Source organism: Mesorhizobium sp. KR2-14 (genome assembly GCF_040049255.1).
Lineage (GTDB): Bacteria > Pseudomonadota > Alphaproteobacteria > Rhizobiales > Rhizobiaceae > Pseudaminobacter.
In genome coordinates this window covers 418,987-435,481 of the sequence record NZ_JBDZDR010000003.1, presented here as the reverse complement: position 1 = coordinate 435,481, position 16,495 = coordinate 418,987, and the positions used below count along the sequence as shown (strand labels likewise).

The following is a 16,495-nucleotide window of genomic DNA, read 5'->3' as shown; positions in this document are numbered from 1 at the left end:
CTTTGGGCCTGGCTACTGCACCAGCGCCTGTGGGCGGGAGGGATCGTCCATCATCGCTGTGGCCGCCGCGGGGGCGGCAACCGGAACCGGGCCGCGGCTGGCCTGCGGCAGGTAGCGTTCGATCAGTTGCTCGACCTCGGCATTGCGGCTGCGGGCTGTGTCGCCGCCCATGACCACGACCACCAGCTTGCGCCCCTCGGAATTGACCGAGGTGACGATGTTGAAGCCGGAGGCGCGGATATAGCCGGTCTTGATGCCGTCGACGCCCTCGACCCGGCCGATCAGGTCGTTGTGGCCGCGGATCGTCTTGCCGCGATAGTCAAAGGAGCGGGCGCCGAAATAGCCGTAATATTGCGGGAAGCGGTTGCGCAGCGCCAGCCCAAGCACAACCATGTCGCGCGCGGTTGTCGTCTGCCGCTCGTCAGGCAGGCCGGACGCGTTGCGGAACACTGTGTTGCGCATGCCGAGCTGGCGGGCCTTGGCCGTCATCATCTCCGCGAAGCGCTCTTCGGTGCCGCCCAGCGCCTCGCCCAGCGCGACCGCGACATCGTTGGCGGATTTGACCGCCAGCGCATAGATCGCCGAATCAACGTCGATGGTCTGGCCCGGCCGGAAGCCGATCTTGGTGGGCGGGCGCGAGGCGGCATGCGTCGAGACCGGGATCTGCGTCGATTTCGTCAGCCGGCCGGCCTCGATGGCCTCGAAGGTCATGTAGAGCGTCATCATCTTGGTCAGGGATGCGGGATAACGCTGCGCCTCGGCATTAGCCTGGTAGAGCACCTTGCCGTTGTTGCCGTCGACCACCATGGCTGCGTGCCGGGCCGAATCGCCCGCCGGCCGAGGCGCCTCGACCGTGCCCAGCGTGCCGGTGGTGGTGCAGCCGGCCATGAGGGCAAGGCCGATGGCCAGACATGCCGCCTTTGCAAGCGAGGCGGGACGAAGGAAAGAAACGATGCGCAAGGAAACTACCTGACCCGGACCGAGAACCGCATTCGCGACCTGCGTTACAGCTTCGGTAAAATTATCGCAAATCCGGTTTCCGCTCCCTTAAAGAGCGACGTGACCGGCATGGCATGACCGCGGGCGGGAACTTGCGCCGGGGGATCGCATTGTTGTTGCGACCCGGGAAGTGGTATTTTCCCGGCCTGTCGCAAAAGCAAGGGGAGGCCCCATGTCCGAGATCGCGACCATCGCCGCCACGATCTTCAAGCGCGCCGGCAAGAGCAAACGCTTTGTGATTGCCATTGCCGGGGCACCCGGCTCGGGCAAGTCCACCCTGTCCCACCATCTCCTCGACCTGTTTCCCGTAGGTTCGGCCGCCATCGTGCAGATGGACGGGTTCCATTTTGACGACGTGATCCTGCACAAGCGCGGCTTGCGCTCGCGCAAGGGGGCGCCGGAGACATTCGACTATGCCGGTTTCGTTTCCCTGCTGCACCGCATCCGCTCGCAGGAGGCTGAGATCGCGGTGCCGGTGTTCGACCGCGGCATGGAGCTTTCGCGGGCCGGCGCCTCGATCATCGACAGCGACGTGAAGTTCGTGCTGGTGGAGGGCAACTATCTGTTGCTCGACGAGCCGCCATGGAACCAGCTCGGCCCATATTTCGACTATGCCATCTACCTCGACCTGCCGCGCAACGAGCTGGAGCGGCGGCTGATGCAGCGCTGGCGCGAGCACGGCAAGTCGGACCAGGAGGCGCGCGACTGGATCGCCTCCAACGACATGCCCAACATCGAGCGCGTGATGCAGAAGCGTCGCCCCGCCGACCTGGTGGTGCAGAGCGTCACGCTGACGGAGGCGTAGGCGGCTACCCCCTTCACCGCCGCTACGCTCGGCCGACCGGAGGCCGGAATTAGCTCCGCGCCGGGATCTCCAGCCCGCGCTTGACGGCCGGACGCGCCAGGCCGCGCTCGAGCCAGGCCGCGACGTTGGCGAAGCGGTCGAACTCGACCAGTTCACGGGCCCCGTAGAAGCCGATCAGGTTTCGCACCCAGCCGAGCAGCGACACGTCGGCGATGGTGAAGTCGTCATCCATGATCCACTGGCGGCCTTCCAAGCGCTTGTCGAGCACGCCGAGGAGACGCCTCGACTCGTCGCGGTAGCGCTGCAGGGGGCGCTTGTCCTCGATGGAGCGGCCGGCGAATTTGTGGAAGAAGCCGAGCTGGCCGAACATCGGCCCGATGCCCGCCATCTGGAAGAACACCCACTGGATCGTCTCGTAGCGCCGCGCCGGATCGGCCGGCACCAGCTTGCCGGTCTTGTCGGAGAGATAGAGCAGGATGGCACCCGATTCGAACAGGCCGATGGGCTTGCCGCCGGGACCATCGGGATCGATGATGGCCGGGATCTTGCCGTTCGGGTTGAGCGACAGGAATTCCGGCGTCCACGACTCGTCCTTGCCGATGTCGACCGCGTGGGCCTCGTAGGGCAGCCCCATCTCCTCGAGTGCGATCGACACCTTCACGCCATTGGGCGTGGGATAGGAATAGAGCTGAAGCCGGTCGGGATGCGCGGCTGGCCAACGGGAGGTGATCGGGAAGGAGGAAAGGTCTGACATCAAAAAGTCCTTGTCGGCTCGCGGAAAAGAGAATGAACGCGTTCCGACGCAGGTAGGGCTCGGGGCCCGACCGATCAATGGGGCAGCGGTCGTCCTTTCCGCGTCAGCTCGCCTCAGACCGCGCGGAAGGCCAGCACCGCATTGGTGCCGCCGAAGGCAAAGCCGTTGCTGATGGCGGCACGAACTTCGCGCGAGCGCGCGACATTGGGTGTGACATCCAGATCGCAGGCGACATCCTTCTCGCGGAAATTGGCCGTGGGCGGCACCAGCCCCTCGCGGATGGCCATGACGCAGGCGATCATTTCCAGCCCGCCCGAGGCGCCCATGCAATGGGCGTGCATCGACTTGGTGGAAGAAACCGAAAGCCGGTCGGCATGGGCACCGAACACCCGGCGGATCGCCGCCGTCTCGATCTCGTCATTGGCCTTGGTGCCGGTGCCGTGGGCGTTGACGTAGTCGACCTCCTCGGGGCGCAAGCCGGCCTCGGCAAGACAGGCCTGCATGGCCGCAGCCGGCCCTTCCACGGTGGGGGAGACGATGTCGGAAGCGTCGGCCGACATGCCCGAGCCGGCAAGCTCGGCCAGGATGGTGGCGCCGCGCGCGACCGCATGCTCGTAGGTTTCCAGCACCGCGACGCCGGCGCCCTCGCCGATCACCAGCCCGTCGCGGTCGGCCGAGAACGGCCGGCAGGTTTCACGGGCGAGCGCGCGCAGCGCCTCCCAGCCCTTGAGCACGCCATAGGCCAGCGGCGCATCGGTTCCGCCGGCGACCATGATATCGGCGCGGCCGAGGCGAAGCTGGTCGGCGGCAAGCGCGATCGCGTGGTTGGACGAGGCGCAGGCCGAGGTGACGCCGAAGACGGGGCCGCGCAGCCCATGCGCCATGCTGACCTGGCCGGCCGGTGCGCCGGGCATGATGCGCGGCACGGCAAAGACATTGGCGCGCGAGCGCCCTTCCAGGAACAGGCCGCGATAGTTGTCCTCGATGGTTTCGGCGCCGAAGATGCCGGTGCCGATGGCCGCGCCGATGCGCGCTGAATTGCCTTCGTCGACCCTCACACCCGCCTGGGCGATGGCTTCGCCGGCAGCCAGGATGGCCAGCAGGCTGTAGCGATCCATGGTGACCAGGCGCTTCTTGTCGATGCCGTGTTCGGGCAGTTGCCTGATTTCCGCACCTACACGCACCTTGAGTTCGTACAGCGGCGCGGTAGTGATCTCGCCGATGCCGGAGCGTCCAGCACGCATGGCTTCCCAGATGGCAGGGGCGCTGGTTCCGAGACCGCACAGGCCGCCGAGCCCGGTGATGACGATGCGGGAACGGGCCATATCAGGCCTGGGCGCCGATCAGTTCGCGCACGGCGGCGACCATGTCGCCGACATTCTTCAGGTTGCTCCAGGCTTCGACGGTGTTCATCTCGATCTCGATGCCGTAGGCCTCTTCCAGGTCGAAGATTATCTCCGTCAGCTCCAGAGAATGTATGCCCAACGCGTTGAGCTCGGTCTCCGCCGTTACCTCGCCGCCATTCATCTCTGCATGGGCCTTGATCTTGTCGATGATTTCCTGCGCAAGCTGATCTGTCATTCCGCCTCTCCCAAACATGCGGACGCCTGTAGTGGGAACGTCGCATCATCGACCTTGCTTCGCAACGGTCAATTTCAACCATGCCCGCCTTCGACAGATGACAGCAAGAAGCAAGTGTTTATCTTATTAATTTGCCGTATCGGCAGGCGACCTGTCGGCTCGACTGAGACGATGCTTTTATCTTGCCGCAGATCAGCAGGCAGGCCATCCTGCTGAAGCGGGAAATGGCCGCATGCGGGAAGGATCTGAGATGCTTGAACTGCGCCCGAATTGCGAATGCTGCGACAAGGACCTGCCGCCTGACGCGCAGGATGCGTTGATCTGCACCTTCGAATGCACCTTCTGCGCTTCATGCGTCGACGACGCGTTGGCCGGGGTCTGCCCCAATTGCGGTGGCAACTTCACGCCAAGGCCGATCCGGCCGGCGGCCATGCTGGCGAAATATCCGGCTTCGACGCGCCGGGTGCTCAACCCCGAAGGCTGCGGCCGGAAGGCGTCATGAAAGCGCCGACCGAGGGCGGCTGCCCGAAGCCGCGCGCCGGCGTCATTTCGAAGGCCGCGCGGCGGCGTAGATGATCACGCTCTTGTGGCCGTCGAATTCGACCGCGATGACGTCGCGCATCAGGACGGAATGCGAATCGATGGCGTGGTAGAGCATGGCGTTGCCTTCCAGTTCCTGGCGCAGCTCGGTGATTTGCTTGTGATGCTGCCTGACGCTGGCGTCGACCTTCGGCGGCAGCCTGCCTTCGGCGGCATCCAGCAGGAACACGATATCCACCTTTTCCAGGCTTGAGGTCTTGCGCACCTCGCTGGCGGCGCCGGCAGCGTTCTCGATGGCCGCGATGATGCGGCCCGGATCGGCTTCGGCACGCTTCTGCTCCTGCTGAACCTGGGAGCCGATGATCGAGTCCAGCACCTTCTTGTTTTCCAGCCGCTCTGCGGCCGGCGCCTGCCCGGCGATAAGGGCGCATCCGAGAGTAGCCAAGCCAGTCGTCCAGAATATCTCGCGCGGTGTCCGCGTCGTCATCGTTCATCCTCTTGCGAAAAACCGACCCGGGAACGAAACGAGCGGGCTGCAGACGGGTTCCCCTGCGCGGCGGATTTGACCGCCCTGGAGGCTCTGGCCGATCGACTGGGCCGGCTGTGGACCGCGACTCGATGCCACGCCGGCGGCGCTGGACAGGAATCGGCCAATCGCTATTTTTCGGCCTCGCGAAGTTTCAAGGCCCCCTTGCTCAAGGCGCGGGCCACCCCACCACAAGGAGAGCGTTCATGATCGGGAAAAAAGTCCCTTCCGTTACCTTCCGCACGCGCGTGCGCGACGAATCGATCGGCGGCCCGAACCCCTTCCGCTGGGAAGACAAGACCTCGGCCGACTACTTCGACGGCAAGCGCGTCATCCTGTTCTCGCTGCCGGGCGCCTTCACGCCGACCTGCTCGACCTTCCAGCTTCCGGACTTCGAGAAGCTCTACGGCGAGTTCAAGGAACAGGGCATCGACGAGATCTACTGCATCTCGGTCAATGACGCCTTCGTCATGAACGCCTGGGGCAAGTCGCAGAACCTCGAGAACGTCAAGCTTATTCCCGACGGCTCGGGCGAATTCACCCGCAAGATGGGCATGCTGGTGGCCAAGGACAATCTCGGCTTCGGCATGCGCTCCTGGCGCTATGCCGCCGTGATCAACAACGGCCAGGTCGAGAAGTGGTTCGAGGAAGAGGGCTACTCCGACAATTGCGAGAGCGATCCGTACGGTGCCTCCTCGCCGCAGAACATCCTTGAGGCGCTGAAGAACGACGACGTCGCCGAAGCCGCCTGATAGGCCACGCATTTTCATGCATAGAACCCCGGCCGCGACCCGCGCGCCGGGGTTTTTCTTTCCGGCTTCCCCCGGCGGTTGCGTGGCCCGGCCGCGGTTTATCTACAGCGCCAAACCCGATATGACCTTCCCGAAAGGATCTTCCGCATGACGCCGAAAGCCGTTTACTGGGACATGGACGGAACGCTGATCGACAGCGAGCCCCTGCACGAGCGGGCGCTGACGACGGTGCTGAAGAGCCTCGGCATCACGCCGCCGGACGACCTGCATGACCGCGTGGTGGGCATTGCCGCCGTGCCGGTCTACGAGATGCTGCGCGACGAGTTCGGCCTGAAGCTGCCCTTCGACGACTGGATCCTGCGCAAATACGTCTACTACATGGAGCACATCGCCACGCTGAAGCCGCGCGCGGGCGCGGTGGAAGTCTATCGCGACCTGCGCGCCCAGGGCGTGCCGCTGGCTGTGGTGTCGAACTCCGACCGGCTGATTGTGGAAGCCAATCTGCGCGTGATCGGCGTCGACCGTCCGGGCCTCAAAAGCGTGACCCGCAACGACGTGCGCAATGGCAAGCCCGACCCCGAGCCCTTCCTGCGCGCGGCATGGCTGACCGGCGTCGACCCAGCCGAAACCTATGTGGTGGAGGACAGCCATGCCGGCGCGACCGCTGGCGTGGCTGCCGGCATGCGCACCCTGTTCTGGCCGCAGCAGCCAATGGAGACGCCGCCCGGCGCGATCCACGTCTCAAGCCTGGAGGAGCTGCGGGCCCACCTCGGCGTGGAGTGAACGCGGGCGGCGTGAAGCCCCATCAGTTCCTGTAAGCAGGCTCCTGCTCGTCCAGGATCGCCTTCAGTTCGGCCAGATGGCGTTCGGCCTGGCCGGGATAATCATCCATCTCGCTGGCGGTCTTCTCGGCGATCTCGTCGGACAGCACGCGCAGCGGCCTGCCCGTCCAAAGCGCCTTGATGTAGGTTTCGGCGGCGCGCTCGAAATAATAGAGCTGGTTGAACGCCTCGGCGACAGTCTTGCCGATGACCATGACGCCATGGTTGCCCATGACCATCACCCTCACCTTCGGGTCGGCCAGCAGCGCGGAGCAGCGCTCGCCCTCCTCCTCGAAGGCCAGCCCGCCATAGTGCTCGTCGACGACATGGCGATTGAAGAACATCGCCGAGTTCTGGTCGACGGGCGGCAGCCGGGAATCGGCCAGCGAGGCCAGCACGGTGGCGTGGATGGAATGCACGTGCAGCACGCAGCGCGCATGCGGGCAATTGCGGTGGACGGCGCCGTGCAGGCCCCAGGCGGTCGGGTCCGGCGCATCGGGCCGGTTCATCGTCTCGGGATCGTTGGCGTCGATCAGCAGCAGGTCGCTGGCCTTGATGCGCGAGAAATGCACCTGGTTCGGGTTCATAAGGAACTGCGACCCGTCATCGTTGACCGCCAGCGAGAAATGGTTGGCGACGGCCTCGTGCATGTTGAGCCGGGCGGTCCAGCGGAAGGCGCAGGCGAGATCGACGCGCTCTTCGTAGTAAGGCAGGTTGGTGCGGCTCTTGGCCGACAGATGCGTGACGGTCATGGCATTCCCCTTCTTGTTGAAGGAAGGATGCCTTCCGCGCGCCTGCCAGGCAACCGGAATCGCCGCTGTCTCAAGCGCTGCCGCCGGCTGGTCCATCCCGCTCGGAACGTTCGACCGCAGCGCGCGTTCGAAAGGCCTAGGAACCGAGAACAGCCGTGGCGGACCCCGACGAATTCCTGTTCATGATCGATGTCGACGACACGCTGCTCGACAACGACCGTTTCGCCGCCGACCTCACGGCCCGGCTGGAGCAGGCGTTCGGCAGGCAGGAGCGCGAGCGCTATTGGCGCATTTACGACGAACGGCGCGAGAGGCTCGGCTATGCCGACTACCTCGGCGCGCTGCAGACGTTTCGGCTTCACAACACGGACGAGCTGAACCTGCTCAAGACGTCGCAATTCCTGCTCGACTACCCCTTCGCGGAGAGGCTTTACCCGCACGCGCTGGCCGTGGTGCGCCACCTGCGCTCCATGGGCGGGGCGATCGTGCTTTCGGACGGCGACATCGTGTTCCAGCCGCACAAGATCTGGCGCTCCGGCCTTTGGGACGCGGTGGACGGCCGTGTGCTGGTGTATCTGCACAAGGAGCGCATGCTGGACGTGGTGCTGCGGCACTTTCCGGCGCGGCGCTACGTGATGTTGGACGACAAGCCGCAACTGCTTGCCGCAATGAAGCGCCGGCTCGCCGACTGTCTCACCACCGTGTTCGTGCGCCAGGGCCACTATGCGGCCGAGGCCGCAAACCTTGCGCTGGACCCCGCGCCCGACATGGCGGTCGATCGCATCGGCGACGTTCTGCGATTTTCGCGATCGGATTTTGAGCCCGCATCCATGGCGCCAGGCCGGCCCCGGTAACGTCGCGCCGCCTCAGCCGCGCGGCATGAAGGCTTCGATCCACTCGCGCGGGAAACGACGCGGGCGGCCATTTTCGCCAATGATCGCCGCCTCGACCTTGGCTTCCACCAGCACCTCGCCGTCGCGCTTCAACTGCTGCGCCATGCGGATGCGCGCGCCGGAAATCTCTTCCGTGCGCGTGTCGACAGTGAGGATGTCGTCGATGCGGGCGGGCGCGCGAAACTCGATCTCCATGCGCCGCACGATCCAGACCAGCTTCTCGCCATGCTTGCCATCGGCAAGCTCGGTGTGGTGCACGCCGGCAAGCCGCAGGAAATCGGAGCGGCCGCGCTCGAAGAACTCCAGGTAGCGGGCGTGGTAGACGACGCCGGAGAAATCGGTGTCGGCATAATAGACCCGCGCCATGAGGCGGTGGCCGAACGGCGTCAGCTCGCCGGCTATGCCTGCCGTCAACCTTTCGCGTTCACCATGCTCGTCCATCGTGCGTTCCTTTCGCTATCAAGCCGACAGGTATCGTGCGAAACTGGCCGCGTCGAGGGGGGAACGAGATGGCGAGCCGGACGACATTGCTGGCGGCGGCACTCAGGGCAATGCTGGTGGCGCTGGCGTTGATGGCGGCGACGGGAATGGCGGCGCAGGCGGCCAGCTTTTCCATGAAGCGCGGCATGAACCTCGACATCTGGACCACATGGCCCGACGAAAGCCTCTGGGGCGACGAGAGAGTCATCCTGCCCTTTCCTGAATGGCGCAAGACCGAAGGGGCCGCCGACCTCAAGCTGTTGAAGGAAACCGGGTTCGACTTCGTGCGCATGCCCGTGGATCCCTCGCCCTTCCTTTCCGACAGGACATTGCCGCTGCGAGAAAAACTGTTCGCGTCGGTGCTGGAGTCCGTTCGCATGGTCAACGCCGCCGGGCTGAAAGTCGTGGTGGACATGCACCTGGTGCCGGCCGGCAGCAGCCGCGCGATCGGCATGGACGAAGTGATGAGCGACCCGAAACTGTTTGACGCCTATGTCGAGCTGGTGCGGCAGATGGCGCGGCTGCTTGCGAAGGAAGACCCCGCGCTGGTGGCCTTCGAGCCGATGAACGAACCCGTGATCGACTGCAAGGCGGGCAGGACCAGGCTGTGGCCCGACAGACTGCAGCGGTTGTTTGCCGCCGCCCGCGCCTCCGCCCCGAGCCTGACCATTGTGCTGAGCGGCGGCTGTTATGCGAGCGCCGAGGCACTGGCGAAGGTCGATCCGAAGAAGGTGCCCGACGATAACGTCATCTGGACCTTCCATTCCTACGAGCCCTTTTTGCTGACGCACCAGGGCGCCACCTGGGCCGGCGACTTCATCCGCTACGTGACCGGCCTGCCCTTTCCGCTGCACGGTGCGCAACCTGCGGAGCTGCGCGCCACGCTGGCGCGCATCCGCAAGACGATCAAGGCCGAAGCGCCATGGACGCGGCGGGCCGGCATGCTGGCCTATCTGGACGAGCAGGTCGCCACCATGAATACGCCGAAGAAACTGGAGAAGCTGATGGAGGCACCGTTCCGGGCTGTGGAAAAATGGGCGCGGACCCATGGCGTAAAGCCGGAGAACATATTCCTCGGCGAGTTCGGCATGATCCGCCAGGAATACGGCAACCCGTATGTGATGCCGGCCGACGACCGCGCCGCCTATGTGCGCGACATGATCGGGCGCGCCGAGCGCCGCGGTTTTGCCTGGGCGATCTGGGGCTATGGCGGCGCGTTCGGCGTGGTCGACGAGTTCGACGGGCGAAGGGCCGAGCCGGCTGTCCTTGAGGTGGTGAAAGGGCTGGGACGCTAGAGACACCCCCCAAAGCGCTTTGAGAGGCGCTTTTTGCGCGCAAAAAAACAGCGTTGCGTGGCTATTCTTCCTGAAACAGCCCGATCTGCTGCTGCGCCACATCCCTTGGCGCCTCCAGTCCAAGATGCTTCCAGGCATTCGCCGTCAGTATGCGCCCGCGCGGCGTGCGCTGGATAAAGCCTTGCTGGATCAGATAGGGCTCGATGATGTCCTCGATGGCGTCGCGCGGCTCCGAAAGGCCGGCGGCGATGGTTTCGATGCCGACAGGGCCGCCTCCGAAATTCATCGCGATCATGGAGAGATAGCGGCGGTCGAGCTGGTCGAGCCCGAGCGCGTCGACCTCAAGTCGGGACAATGCCTCGTCGGCGATCCTGCGGTTGACGATATCGGCACCGGCCACGGTGGCGAAGTCGCGCACGCGCCGCAGCAGGCGGCCGGCAATGCGCGGCGTGCCGCGCGAGCGCCGCGCGATCTCGACAGCGCCGTCGTCGCCCATCGGCAGGCCAAGGATGCGCGCGCCGCGCCGCACGATCAGCTCAAGCTCCTCGACAGTGTAGAAATTGAGCCGAACCGGGATGCCGAAACGGTCGCGCAGCGGGTTGGTCAGCAGGCCGAGCCGGGTGGTGGCGGCGACCAGCGTGAATTTTGCCAGGTCGATCTTGACCGAGCGCGCGGCCGGCCCCTCGCCGATGATGAGGTCGAGCTGATAGTCCTCCATCGCCGGATAGAGGATTTCTTCCACCGCCGGGCTGAGGCGATGGATCTCGTCGATGAAGAGCACGTCGCGCTCTTCCAGATTGGTGAGCAGCGCCGCGAGGTCGCCCGCCTTGGCGATGACCGGGCCGGAGGTGGAGCGGAAATTGACCCCGAGCTCGCGCGCCATGATCTGCGCCAGCGTGGTCTTGCCCAGCCCGGGCGGGCCGACGAACAGCACATGATCGAGCGCCTCGCCGCGCCCCTTGGCCGCCTCGATGAAGATCTTCAGATTGGCGCGGGCGGCCGCCTGGCCGACGAATTCGTCGAGGCTTTGCGGGCGCAGCGTCGAATCGACGTCCTCGCCGCGCTTGTCGGCCGAGATGAGACGGGCTTCGGAGTTCATGCGCCCCTCCTCGCATGGCGGCAGCGCTCGGGCAAGCGGCCCGGCCTCACCGCGCCAGTTCCTTCAGGCCGAGGCGGATGAGTTTTGACGAATCCGCTTCCTCGCCGGCGGTCTTGAGGGCCGCGGAAACGGCGTTGGCGGCAATGTCGCGCGAATAGCCGAGATTGACCAGCGCCGAGACGGCATCGGCAATCGGAGCGGCCGCGACGCCCTCGCCCAGCTCTTGCTTGAGGCCGATGGTGCCGGAAGCTTCGCCTGCGAAGGCAGGCGCCTTGTTCTTCAGCTCGGTGACGATACGCTCAGCCACCTTCTTGCCCACGCCCGGCGCGCGGCTGACCATGGCGATGTCGCGCAGCGCGATCGCATTGGCGAGATCGCTCGGGCTCAACGTCGACAATACCGCCAGCGCCACCTTGGCGCCCACGCCCGGCACATTGGCCTGCAGCAGGCGGAACCATTCGCGCTCCAGCGCGGTCTGGAAGCCGTAGAGGCGGATCATGTCCTCGCGCACATAGGTCTCGGTGAACAGCACCACAGCCTCGCCCGGCCCCGGCAGGGTGGCCAGCGTGCGCGACGAGCAATAGGCGACATAGCCGACGCCATGGACGTCGATGACGCAGTGGTCGTCGGCTATCTCGTCCACCGTGCCCTTGAGCTTGCCGATCATCTAGTCGTTCTCCAGCGGATAGGTTTCGGGGCTCAATATGTTGAGACTAGGGAAGTAGGAACGATAGCGGCCCGGATCGCGCGTCAGCAGGCGATGGCCTGCAACAGCCGCGTGCGCGCCGATGAGGAAATCGGGCAATGTTCTTTCCCGCTTTCCGCCACGGAGGCGATAAAGCGTGTGGGCGGCACCGGCCGAGAAAGCGGCATTGAAAGGAAAGTCTTCACGTACAGGCTGGAGCCAGGCAAATGCGCGCGCCAGCGCCTCCTCGCCGAGCGTTGGTCTTGACAGCTCGGCCCAGACAATGGCGCTGAAAACAACCGGCCCTTCGGCAAGCACGCGCTTCAGGGCCACCAACGACCAGCGCCGCGTCTCCAGCTCCGCCGGGCCGAGCACGTCGATCAGGACATTGGTGTCAATGAGGGTCGAGATCTTCACGCGGTCCCCGCAGCCAGTCGACATAGGCCTTTCCGTCCATCCCCATGGTGTCGAAAGTGCCTGCCACGCTCGCAGCCCATTCCTCGAAGGTCTGCTCCCTCTGCTCGGCCGATGCCGCCCGCTTCTCCAGCATCACGACGGAATCACGTTCCACGAAATCGACCTCGCTGCCGGGGCCGATGCCCAGGCGGTCGCGAATTTCCTTCGGGATGGTGACCTGGCCTTTTTCGGTGACGCGCATGGTAATACCTCTGCGGTATTACTTACCCGCGACACCAGAACAAGTCAAGAACATCGGCAGATCATCCGGCCAGCGCGGCAAGGCGCGAGGTCACGCTCTGGCGGTGGTGGGCATGGCAGATGGCGATGGCGAGCGCATCAGCCGAATCGGCGCCGTCGAAGACGGCCTTGGGCATCAGCACCTTTACCATCATCTGGATCTGCTTCTTGTCGCCATGGCCGACGCCGATCACCGCCTTCTTGACGGCGTTGGGCGCATATTCCGCGACCGGCAGGCCGGCGCGGGCCGGCACCAGCATGGCGATGCCGCGCGCCTGGCCAAGCTTGATGGTGGCGGTGGCGTCCTTGTTCGCAAAGGTGATCTCGACCGCCGCCTCGTGAGGCATCTGGCTGTGCAGCACCTCCGCCAGCCCGTCATGCAACTGGCAGAGCCGGCTGGCGAGGGTCGCCTTATCGTCGGAGCGCACGGTTCCGGCGGCGACGAAACGCAGCGAATTGCCGAGTGATTCGACAATGCCCCAGCCGGTGCGCCGAAGCCCCGGATCTATACCGATGATGCGAATCGCCTGGTTCATGCGACGACTGTACCTCCGCCACCGCGATGTGCCAGAATTTTGTGAACAAACCGGAAACGAAGCCAGGGAGGACCGGCTGGGAAGCTCGCTCTAGCCCCGGGCGAAGGCGGTATTGAGCAGCATAATCTGGTCGGAGACCGGATTGCTGCGGCGCAGCGCAGCACTGGCCGCAAAGGCGGAATGATCGCCGTAGATCTCGTCATCCATGCGGCGCACCAGCGCCTGCAGGCTGAGCGAGCGGTTGATCAGGTCCTGGAAGGCCTCCGGCAGCTCGCTCCAGCCGGCGGCGTCTTCGCGGGCGGAGGCGGTGTCGAGCCGCACCTTGGACTTCTCGGCCGCGACCTGATCGCGCGTCATTTCGCCGGAATTGGCGGCGCGCTGGAGCAGGAGCCAGGAAGCGACCTGCATCAGCCGCGTGGTGAGGCGCATCGACTCGGCTGCATAGAGCGTAGCTGCCAGGCGCGACAGGTTGCGGGCATCGATGCGGCCCTGCCCGTCGAGATATTCGGCGGTCTGTTCGACCAGCCCCATACCCTCATCGTAGAGCGGCTTGAAGGAGTGCGAAAAAACCCGGCGCTCCGCCAGCCTGATCGTCTTGCCGCTTTCCATCGAAGGCTCGCTCTTCATAACCTCTGCGCCCCACAGTCAAACCGCTCTGGTGGCACATCCGGACGCCCCCGGTCGCCTGCCTTGCGTGTGAATAGTGTGGAAAATGCTCCGGCCGGAGCCTGAACGCAAGCCTATGTTTAATGGAAGGTTAACGCGCCGGCGGCCGTGCCGGAAGACAAAAAAAGAGCCGCTGGAAGGCGGCTCTCAGGAGTTAACAGGGAGGCGTCAAACGAAGTGGCTCAGCCACTCGGTAAGAATCCAGATCACTGGACATCCACAGTTAACACCCATAATGCCTAATGGAGGGTTAACGGGCCGGCATTGCCGGCCCTTTTGTCTCAAAAAGGGACGCGTCTTCTCATTCTGCCGGAGCAGGCTGGACCTGATAGGCGCGGGTTGCCGGTATCGCGATCCAGGCAAACAGCAGCATGCCTGCGAAGAAGCCGACCGAGCCCAGCGCCACCACCGGCTCGATGGCCGGGTTGCCGGCCAGCAGGAAGAAGAGCCCCACCAGCAGGACAATGCCGCTGGCGGTAGTCAGCCAGAAATGCACCGGCGCAAGCCGCGATGCGCGCGCCGCCGGGAAAAGATGGTAGAAGAAGGCAAATACCGCCGACATCAGCCAGCCCGCCACCATTGTGTGTGCGTGCACCGGCATTTGCGTATGATCCTGGCTGATGGACATGACCAGTCCAAGCAACATCCCGCAGACCGCGTAGATGATCGCCAGCATGAAGAAATTGCGTGCTACGCCCTGCATATTTACCCCCTCTCGCTTTGCTTCCCTCAATTGGGAAACAGCCAATAGCCCGAAGAAATCATCCCCGGCGCGGGCGTAAATTAGCACAGGCAATATTCGCCGAACAGAGCCGCGTGCAACACTTCGCGGCGCCGCCGAGCGGAAAACTCTGCTCCCCGGCGACACATCATCGGGCTAGTCAGTCCTGGCCATCTCCCGCAGCCGGAATTTCTGGATCTTTCCAGTCGAGGTCTTGGGGATTTCCGCGAAGACGATCGCTTTCGGCACCTTGAAACGGGCAAGCAGCGTGCGGCAATGGGCGATGATCTCCTCCTCGCTGACGCTGCGGCCGGGCTTCAGCTCGACATAGGCCACCGGCGTCTCGCCCCATTTCTCGTCGGGCCGGGCAACCACGGCGCAGGACGCCACCGCCGGATGCTTGTAGAGCGCGTCCTCCACCTCGATGGAGGAGATGTTCTCGCCGCCGGAGATGATGATGTCCTTTGAGCGGTCCTTGAGCTGGATATAGCCGTCCGGGTGCATGACGCCGAGGTCGCCCGAATGGAACCAGCCGCCGGCGAAGGCCTCTTCGGTGGCGGCCGCGTTCTTCAGATAGCCCTTCATGACGATGTTACCGCGGAACATCACCTCTCCAATGGTCGCGCCGTCGGCCGGCGTTTTCTCCATCGTGCCCGGGTCCATGACGGCAAGCCCTTCGAGCGCGGCGTAGCGCACGCCCTGGCGGGCCTTCTTCGCCGTGCGCTCCGCCGGCAGCAGGGCGTCCCACTCGTCGTGCCACTCATTGACCACGGCAGGACCATAGGTCTCGGTCAGGCCGTAGAGATGAGTGACAGCGAAGCCGGCGTCGGCCATGCCTGCCAGCACCGCCTCGGGCGGCGGCGCGGCGGCGGTGTTGAATGTGACGGTCTGCGGAAAATCGCGCTTGTCCTCGTCCCTGGCGTTGATCAACGCCGACATGACGATGGGCGCGCCGCACAGATGCGTCACGCCGTGGTCGGCGATGGCGTCGTAGATGGCGTTTGCCCGCACCCAGCGCAGGCAGACATGGGTGCCGGCCTGCACGGCGAGCGTCCATGGGAAACACCAGCCATTGCAGTGGAACATCGGCAGCGTCCACAGATAGACTGGGTGCTTGCCCATGCCGGCGTGGATGGTGTTGGCATAGGCCATCAGCGCCGCACCCCGATGGTGGTAGACGACGCCCTTGGGGTTGCCGGTGGTGCCGGACGTATAGTTGAGCGCGATGGCGTCCCACTCGTCGTCTGGCATCGACCACGCGAAGTCGGGATCGCCCGACGACACGAACTCCTCGTAATCGAGCGTGCCGATGCGCTCGCCCTTGGGATAGGGCGCATCCTCGGGATAGTCGGGATCGTCGTAGTCGATGACCAGCGGCCGCACCCTGGCCAGGGCAAGGGCCTCTCGCATGACGCCGGAGAACTCGCGATCGACGATGACGAGCTTGCTTTCGGCATGGTCGAGCTGGAAGGCGATGATGGCGGCGTCGAGCCGGGTGTTGAGCGAATGCAGCACCGCCTTGACCATCGGCACGCCGAAATGCGCTTCCAGCATGGGCGGCGTGTTGGAGAGCATGACCGTGACCGTGTCGCCCTTGCCGATGCCGCGGCTGGCGAGTGCCGAGGCGAGCCGGCGCGAACGGCGCCAGAAGTCGCGATAGCTAAGCCGCTGCTCGCCATGGATAACGGCGAGGTGGTCGGGATAGGTGACGGCCGCGCGCTCCAGATAGGTCAGCGGCGTCAGCGGCTGGTGGTTGGCAGGTTTGCGGTCTAGCCCGCTGTCGTAGATGCTGGCCATGACGACCCCCGATAGCGATAAACTCCGCAGACTTTAGCGGCAGCATGGGGCGGCGTCATCAGGCTTGAGCCCGCCTGCGGCAACGCGGCCGGCGCAC

General features: G+C 64.9%; 21 protein-coding genes. 6 read left to right on the top strand and 15 right to left on the bottom strand.

Annotated elements, in window-relative coordinates:
* Positions 1-12: 12 nt before the first annotated feature.
* A complete protein-coding gene (locus tag ABLE86_RS11025) occupies positions 13-954 on the bottom strand; it encodes a D-alanyl-D-alanine carboxypeptidase family protein (protein ID WP_348779221.1) in 942 nt (313 codons plus the stop codon).
* Positions 955-1,171: 217 nt separating this feature from the next.
* On the opposite strand from ABLE86_RS11025, the gene ABLE86_RS11020 reads away from it, so the two are divergent.
* The gene (locus ABLE86_RS11020) at positions 1,172-1,804 is read left to right on the top strand and encodes a nucleoside triphosphate hydrolase (protein WP_348778986.1); all 633 of its coding nucleotides are present in this window, start codon (positions 1,172-1,174) and stop codon (positions 1,802-1,804) included.
* 49 nt (positions 1,805-1,853) lie between these two features.
* On the opposite strand, the gene ABLE86_RS11015 is transcribed toward ABLE86_RS11020, so the two are convergent.
* The 3 genes from ABLE86_RS11015 to ABLE86_RS11005 all read right to left on the bottom strand — a co-directional run bounded on the left by ABLE86_RS11015 (position 1,854) and on the right by ABLE86_RS11005 (position 4,139).
* Entirely contained in the window at positions 1,854-2,558 is a 705-nt protein-coding gene (locus ABLE86_RS11015; protein WP_348778985.1) for a glutathione S-transferase N-terminal domain-containing protein, read from the bottom strand.
* Between the two features lie 113 nt (positions 2,559-2,671).
* A complete protein-coding gene (locus ABLE86_RS11010) occupies positions 2,672-3,883 on the bottom strand; it encodes a beta-ketoacyl-[acyl-carrier-protein] synthase family protein (protein WP_348778984.1) in 1,212 nt (403 codons plus the stop codon).
* 1 nt (position 3,884) lies between these two features.
* Positions 3,885-4,139 carry an acyl carrier protein gene (locus tag ABLE86_RS11005; RefSeq protein ID WP_348778983.1) on the bottom strand — a complete coding sequence of 85 codons (255 nt, stop codon included), beginning with the start codon at positions 4,137-4,139 and terminating at the stop codon, positions 3,885-3,887.
* A 250-nt stretch (positions 4,140-4,389) separates the two neighbouring features.
* Here ABLE86_RS11005 and ABLE86_RS11000 point away from each other — a divergent pair, with 250 nt between their 5' ends.
* A complete protein-coding gene (locus tag ABLE86_RS11000; RefSeq protein WP_348779220.1) occupies positions 4,390-4,641 on the top strand; it encodes a DUF1272 domain-containing protein in 252 nt (83 codons plus the stop codon).
* Positions 4,642-4,683: 42 nt separating this feature from the next.
* Here the strand turns inward: ABLE86_RS11000 and ABLE86_RS10995 are convergent, their stop codons facing one another.
* Entirely contained in the window at positions 4,684-5,166 is a 483-nt protein-coding gene (locus ABLE86_RS10995) for a hypothetical protein (RefSeq protein ID WP_348778982.1), read from the bottom strand.
* Positions 5,167-5,411: 245 nt separating this feature from the next.
* Between ABLE86_RS10995 and ABLE86_RS10990 the strand changes: the two genes are divergently transcribed.
* Positions 5,412-5,957 carry a peroxiredoxin gene (locus ABLE86_RS10990; protein WP_348778981.1) on the top strand — a complete coding sequence of 182 codons (546 nt, stop codon included), beginning with the start codon at positions 5,412-5,414 and terminating at the stop codon, positions 5,955-5,957.
* A gap of 147 nt (positions 5,958-6,104) precedes the next feature.
* Positions 6,105-6,740 (top strand): HAD family phosphatase, encoded by a 636-nt coding sequence (locus ABLE86_RS10985; protein ID WP_348778980.1) that lies wholly within the window; start codon positions 6,105-6,107, stop codon positions 6,738-6,740.
* 22 nt (positions 6,741-6,762) lie between these two features.
* Here ABLE86_RS10985 and ABLE86_RS10980 read toward each other — a convergent pair whose 3' ends face one another.
* Complete coding sequence (locus ABLE86_RS10980; RefSeq protein ID WP_348778979.1) at positions 6,763-7,530, bottom strand: class II aldolase and adducin N-terminal domain-containing protein; 768 nt, start codon at positions 7,528-7,530, stop codon at positions 6,763-6,765.
* Between the two features lie 155 nt (positions 7,531-7,685).
* Here ABLE86_RS10980 and ABLE86_RS10975 point away from each other — a divergent pair, with 155 nt between their 5' ends.
* On the top strand, positions 7,686-8,384 hold the full coding sequence (locus ABLE86_RS10975) for a hypothetical protein (protein WP_348778978.1): 699 nt from the start codon (positions 7,686-7,688) through the stop codon (positions 8,382-8,384).
* 12 nt (positions 8,385-8,396) lie between these two features.
* On the opposite strand, the gene ybgC is transcribed toward ABLE86_RS10975, so the two are convergent.
* Positions 8,397-8,864, bottom strand: a complete 468-nt coding sequence (ybgC, locus tag ABLE86_RS10970) for a tol-pal system-associated acyl-CoA thioesterase (RefSeq protein WP_348778977.1) — start codon at positions 8,862-8,864, stop codon at positions 8,397-8,399.
* A gap of 68 nt (positions 8,865-8,932) precedes the next feature.
* On the opposite strand from ybgC, the gene ABLE86_RS10965 reads away from it, so the two are divergent.
* Positions 8,933-10,198, top strand: a complete 1,266-nt coding sequence (locus tag ABLE86_RS10965) for a cellulase family glycosylhydrolase (protein ID WP_348778976.1) — start codon at positions 8,933-8,935, stop codon at positions 10,196-10,198.
* Positions 10,199-10,259: 61 nt separating this feature from the next.
* Here the strand turns inward: ABLE86_RS10965 and ruvB are convergent, their stop codons facing one another.
* The 8 genes from ruvB to ABLE86_RS10925 form a co-directional block, all read right to left on the bottom strand.
* Positions 10,260-11,297 (bottom strand): Holliday junction branch migration DNA helicase RuvB, encoded by a 1,038-nt coding sequence (gene ruvB / locus ABLE86_RS10960; RefSeq protein ID WP_348778975.1) that lies wholly within the window; start codon positions 11,295-11,297, stop codon positions 10,260-10,262.
* 46 nt (positions 11,298-11,343) lie between these two features.
* Complete coding sequence (ruvA, locus tag ABLE86_RS10955; RefSeq protein WP_348778974.1) at positions 11,344-11,964, bottom strand: Holliday junction branch migration protein RuvA; 621 nt, start codon at positions 11,962-11,964, stop codon at positions 11,344-11,346.
* Complete coding sequence (locus ABLE86_RS10950) at positions 11,965-12,399, bottom strand: type II toxin-antitoxin system VapC family toxin (RefSeq protein WP_348778973.1); 435 nt, start codon at positions 12,397-12,399, stop codon at positions 11,965-11,967.
* The gene (locus tag ABLE86_RS10945; protein WP_348778972.1) at positions 12,377-12,640 is read right to left on the bottom strand and encodes an AbrB/MazE/SpoVT family DNA-binding domain-containing protein; all 264 of its coding nucleotides are present in this window, start codon (positions 12,638-12,640) and stop codon (positions 12,377-12,379) included. The genes ABLE86_RS10950 and ABLE86_RS10945 overlap by 23 nt, the downstream gene beginning before the upstream one ends.
* 61 nt (positions 12,641-12,701) lie before the next feature.
* The gene (ruvC, locus tag ABLE86_RS10940) at positions 12,702-13,214 is read right to left on the bottom strand and encodes a crossover junction endodeoxyribonuclease RuvC (protein WP_348778971.1); all 513 of its coding nucleotides are present in this window, start codon (positions 13,212-13,214) and stop codon (positions 12,702-12,704) included.
* A 90-nt stretch (positions 13,215-13,304) separates the two neighbouring features.
* Positions 13,305-13,841, bottom strand: coding sequence for a DUF1465 family protein (locus ABLE86_RS10935; protein ID WP_348778970.1), 537 nt, complete (start codon positions 13,839-13,841; stop codon positions 13,305-13,307).
* A gap of 340 nt (positions 13,842-14,181) precedes the next feature.
* Positions 14,182-14,583, bottom strand: coding sequence for a hypothetical protein (locus ABLE86_RS10930; RefSeq protein ID WP_348778969.1), 402 nt, complete (start codon positions 14,581-14,583; stop codon positions 14,182-14,184).
* A 174-nt stretch (positions 14,584-14,757) separates the two neighbouring features.
* Entirely contained in the window at positions 14,758-16,398 is a 1,641-nt protein-coding gene (locus ABLE86_RS10925; protein ID WP_348778968.1) for an acyl-CoA synthetase, read from the bottom strand.
* Positions 16,399-16,495: the final 97 nt, after the last annotated feature.

Excerpts from the sequence above, each read along its gene's own strand:
- ABLE86_RS11020 (WP_348778986.1), top strand. The coding sequence starts at position 1,172 with ATGTCCGAGATCGCGACCATCGCCGCCACGATCTTCAAGCGCGCCGGC.
- ABLE86_RS11015 (WP_348778985.1), bottom strand. The coding sequence starts at position 2,558 with ATGTCAGACCTTTCCTCCTTCCCGATCACCTCCCGTTGGCCAGCCGCG.
- ABLE86_RS11010 (WP_348778984.1), bottom strand. The coding sequence starts at position 3,883 with ATGGCCCGTTCCCGCATCGTCATCACCGGGCTCGGCGGCCTGTGCGGT.
- ABLE86_RS11005 (WP_348778983.1), bottom strand. The coding sequence starts at position 4,139 with ATGACAGATCAGCTTGCGCAGGAAATCATCGACAAGATCAAGGCCCAT.
- ABLE86_RS11000 (WP_348779220.1), top strand. The coding sequence starts at position 4,390 with ATGCTTGAACTGCGCCCGAATTGCGAATGCTGCGACAAGGACCTGCCG.
- ABLE86_RS10995 (WP_348778982.1), bottom strand. The coding sequence starts at position 5,166 with ATGACGACGCGGACACCGCGCGAGATATTCTGGACGACTGGCTTGGCT.
- ABLE86_RS10990 (WP_348778981.1), top strand. The coding sequence starts at position 5,412 with ATGATCGGGAAAAAAGTCCCTTCCGTTACCTTCCGCACGCGCGTGCGC.
- ABLE86_RS10985 (WP_348778980.1), top strand. The coding sequence starts at position 6,105 with ATGACGCCGAAAGCCGTTTACTGGGACATGGACGGAACGCTGATCGAC.
- ABLE86_RS10980 (WP_348778979.1), bottom strand. The coding sequence starts at position 7,530 with ATGACCGTCACGCATCTGTCGGCCAAGAGCCGCACCAACCTGCCTTAC.
- ybgC (WP_348778977.1), bottom strand. The coding sequence starts at position 8,864 with ATGGACGAGCATGGTGAACGCGAAAGGTTGACGGCAGGCATAGCCGGC.
- ABLE86_RS10965 (WP_348778976.1), top strand. The coding sequence starts at position 8,933 with ATGGCGAGCCGGACGACATTGCTGGCGGCGGCACTCAGGGCAATGCTG.
- ruvB (WP_348778975.1), bottom strand. The coding sequence starts at position 11,297 with ATGAACTCCGAAGCCCGTCTCATCTCGGCCGACAAGCGCGGCGAGGAC.
- ruvA (WP_348778974.1), bottom strand. The coding sequence starts at position 11,964 with ATGATCGGCAAGCTCAAGGGCACGGTGGACGAGATAGCCGACGACCAC.
- ABLE86_RS10945 (WP_348778972.1), bottom strand. The coding sequence starts at position 12,640 with ATGCGCGTCACCGAAAAAGGCCAGGTCACCATCCCGAAGGAAATTCGC.
- ruvC (WP_348778971.1), bottom strand. The coding sequence starts at position 13,214 with ATGAACCAGGCGATTCGCATCATCGGTATAGATCCGGGGCTTCGGCGC.
- ABLE86_RS10935 (WP_348778970.1), bottom strand. The coding sequence starts at position 13,841 with ATGAAGAGCGAGCCTTCGATGGAAAGCGGCAAGACGATCAGGCTGGCG.
- ABLE86_RS10930 (WP_348778969.1), bottom strand. The coding sequence starts at position 14,583 with ATGCAGGGCGTAGCACGCAATTTCTTCATGCTGGCGATCATCTACGCG.
- ABLE86_RS10925 (WP_348778968.1), bottom strand. The coding sequence starts at position 16,398 with ATGGCCAGCATCTACGACAGCGGGCTAGACCGCAAACCTGCCAACCAC.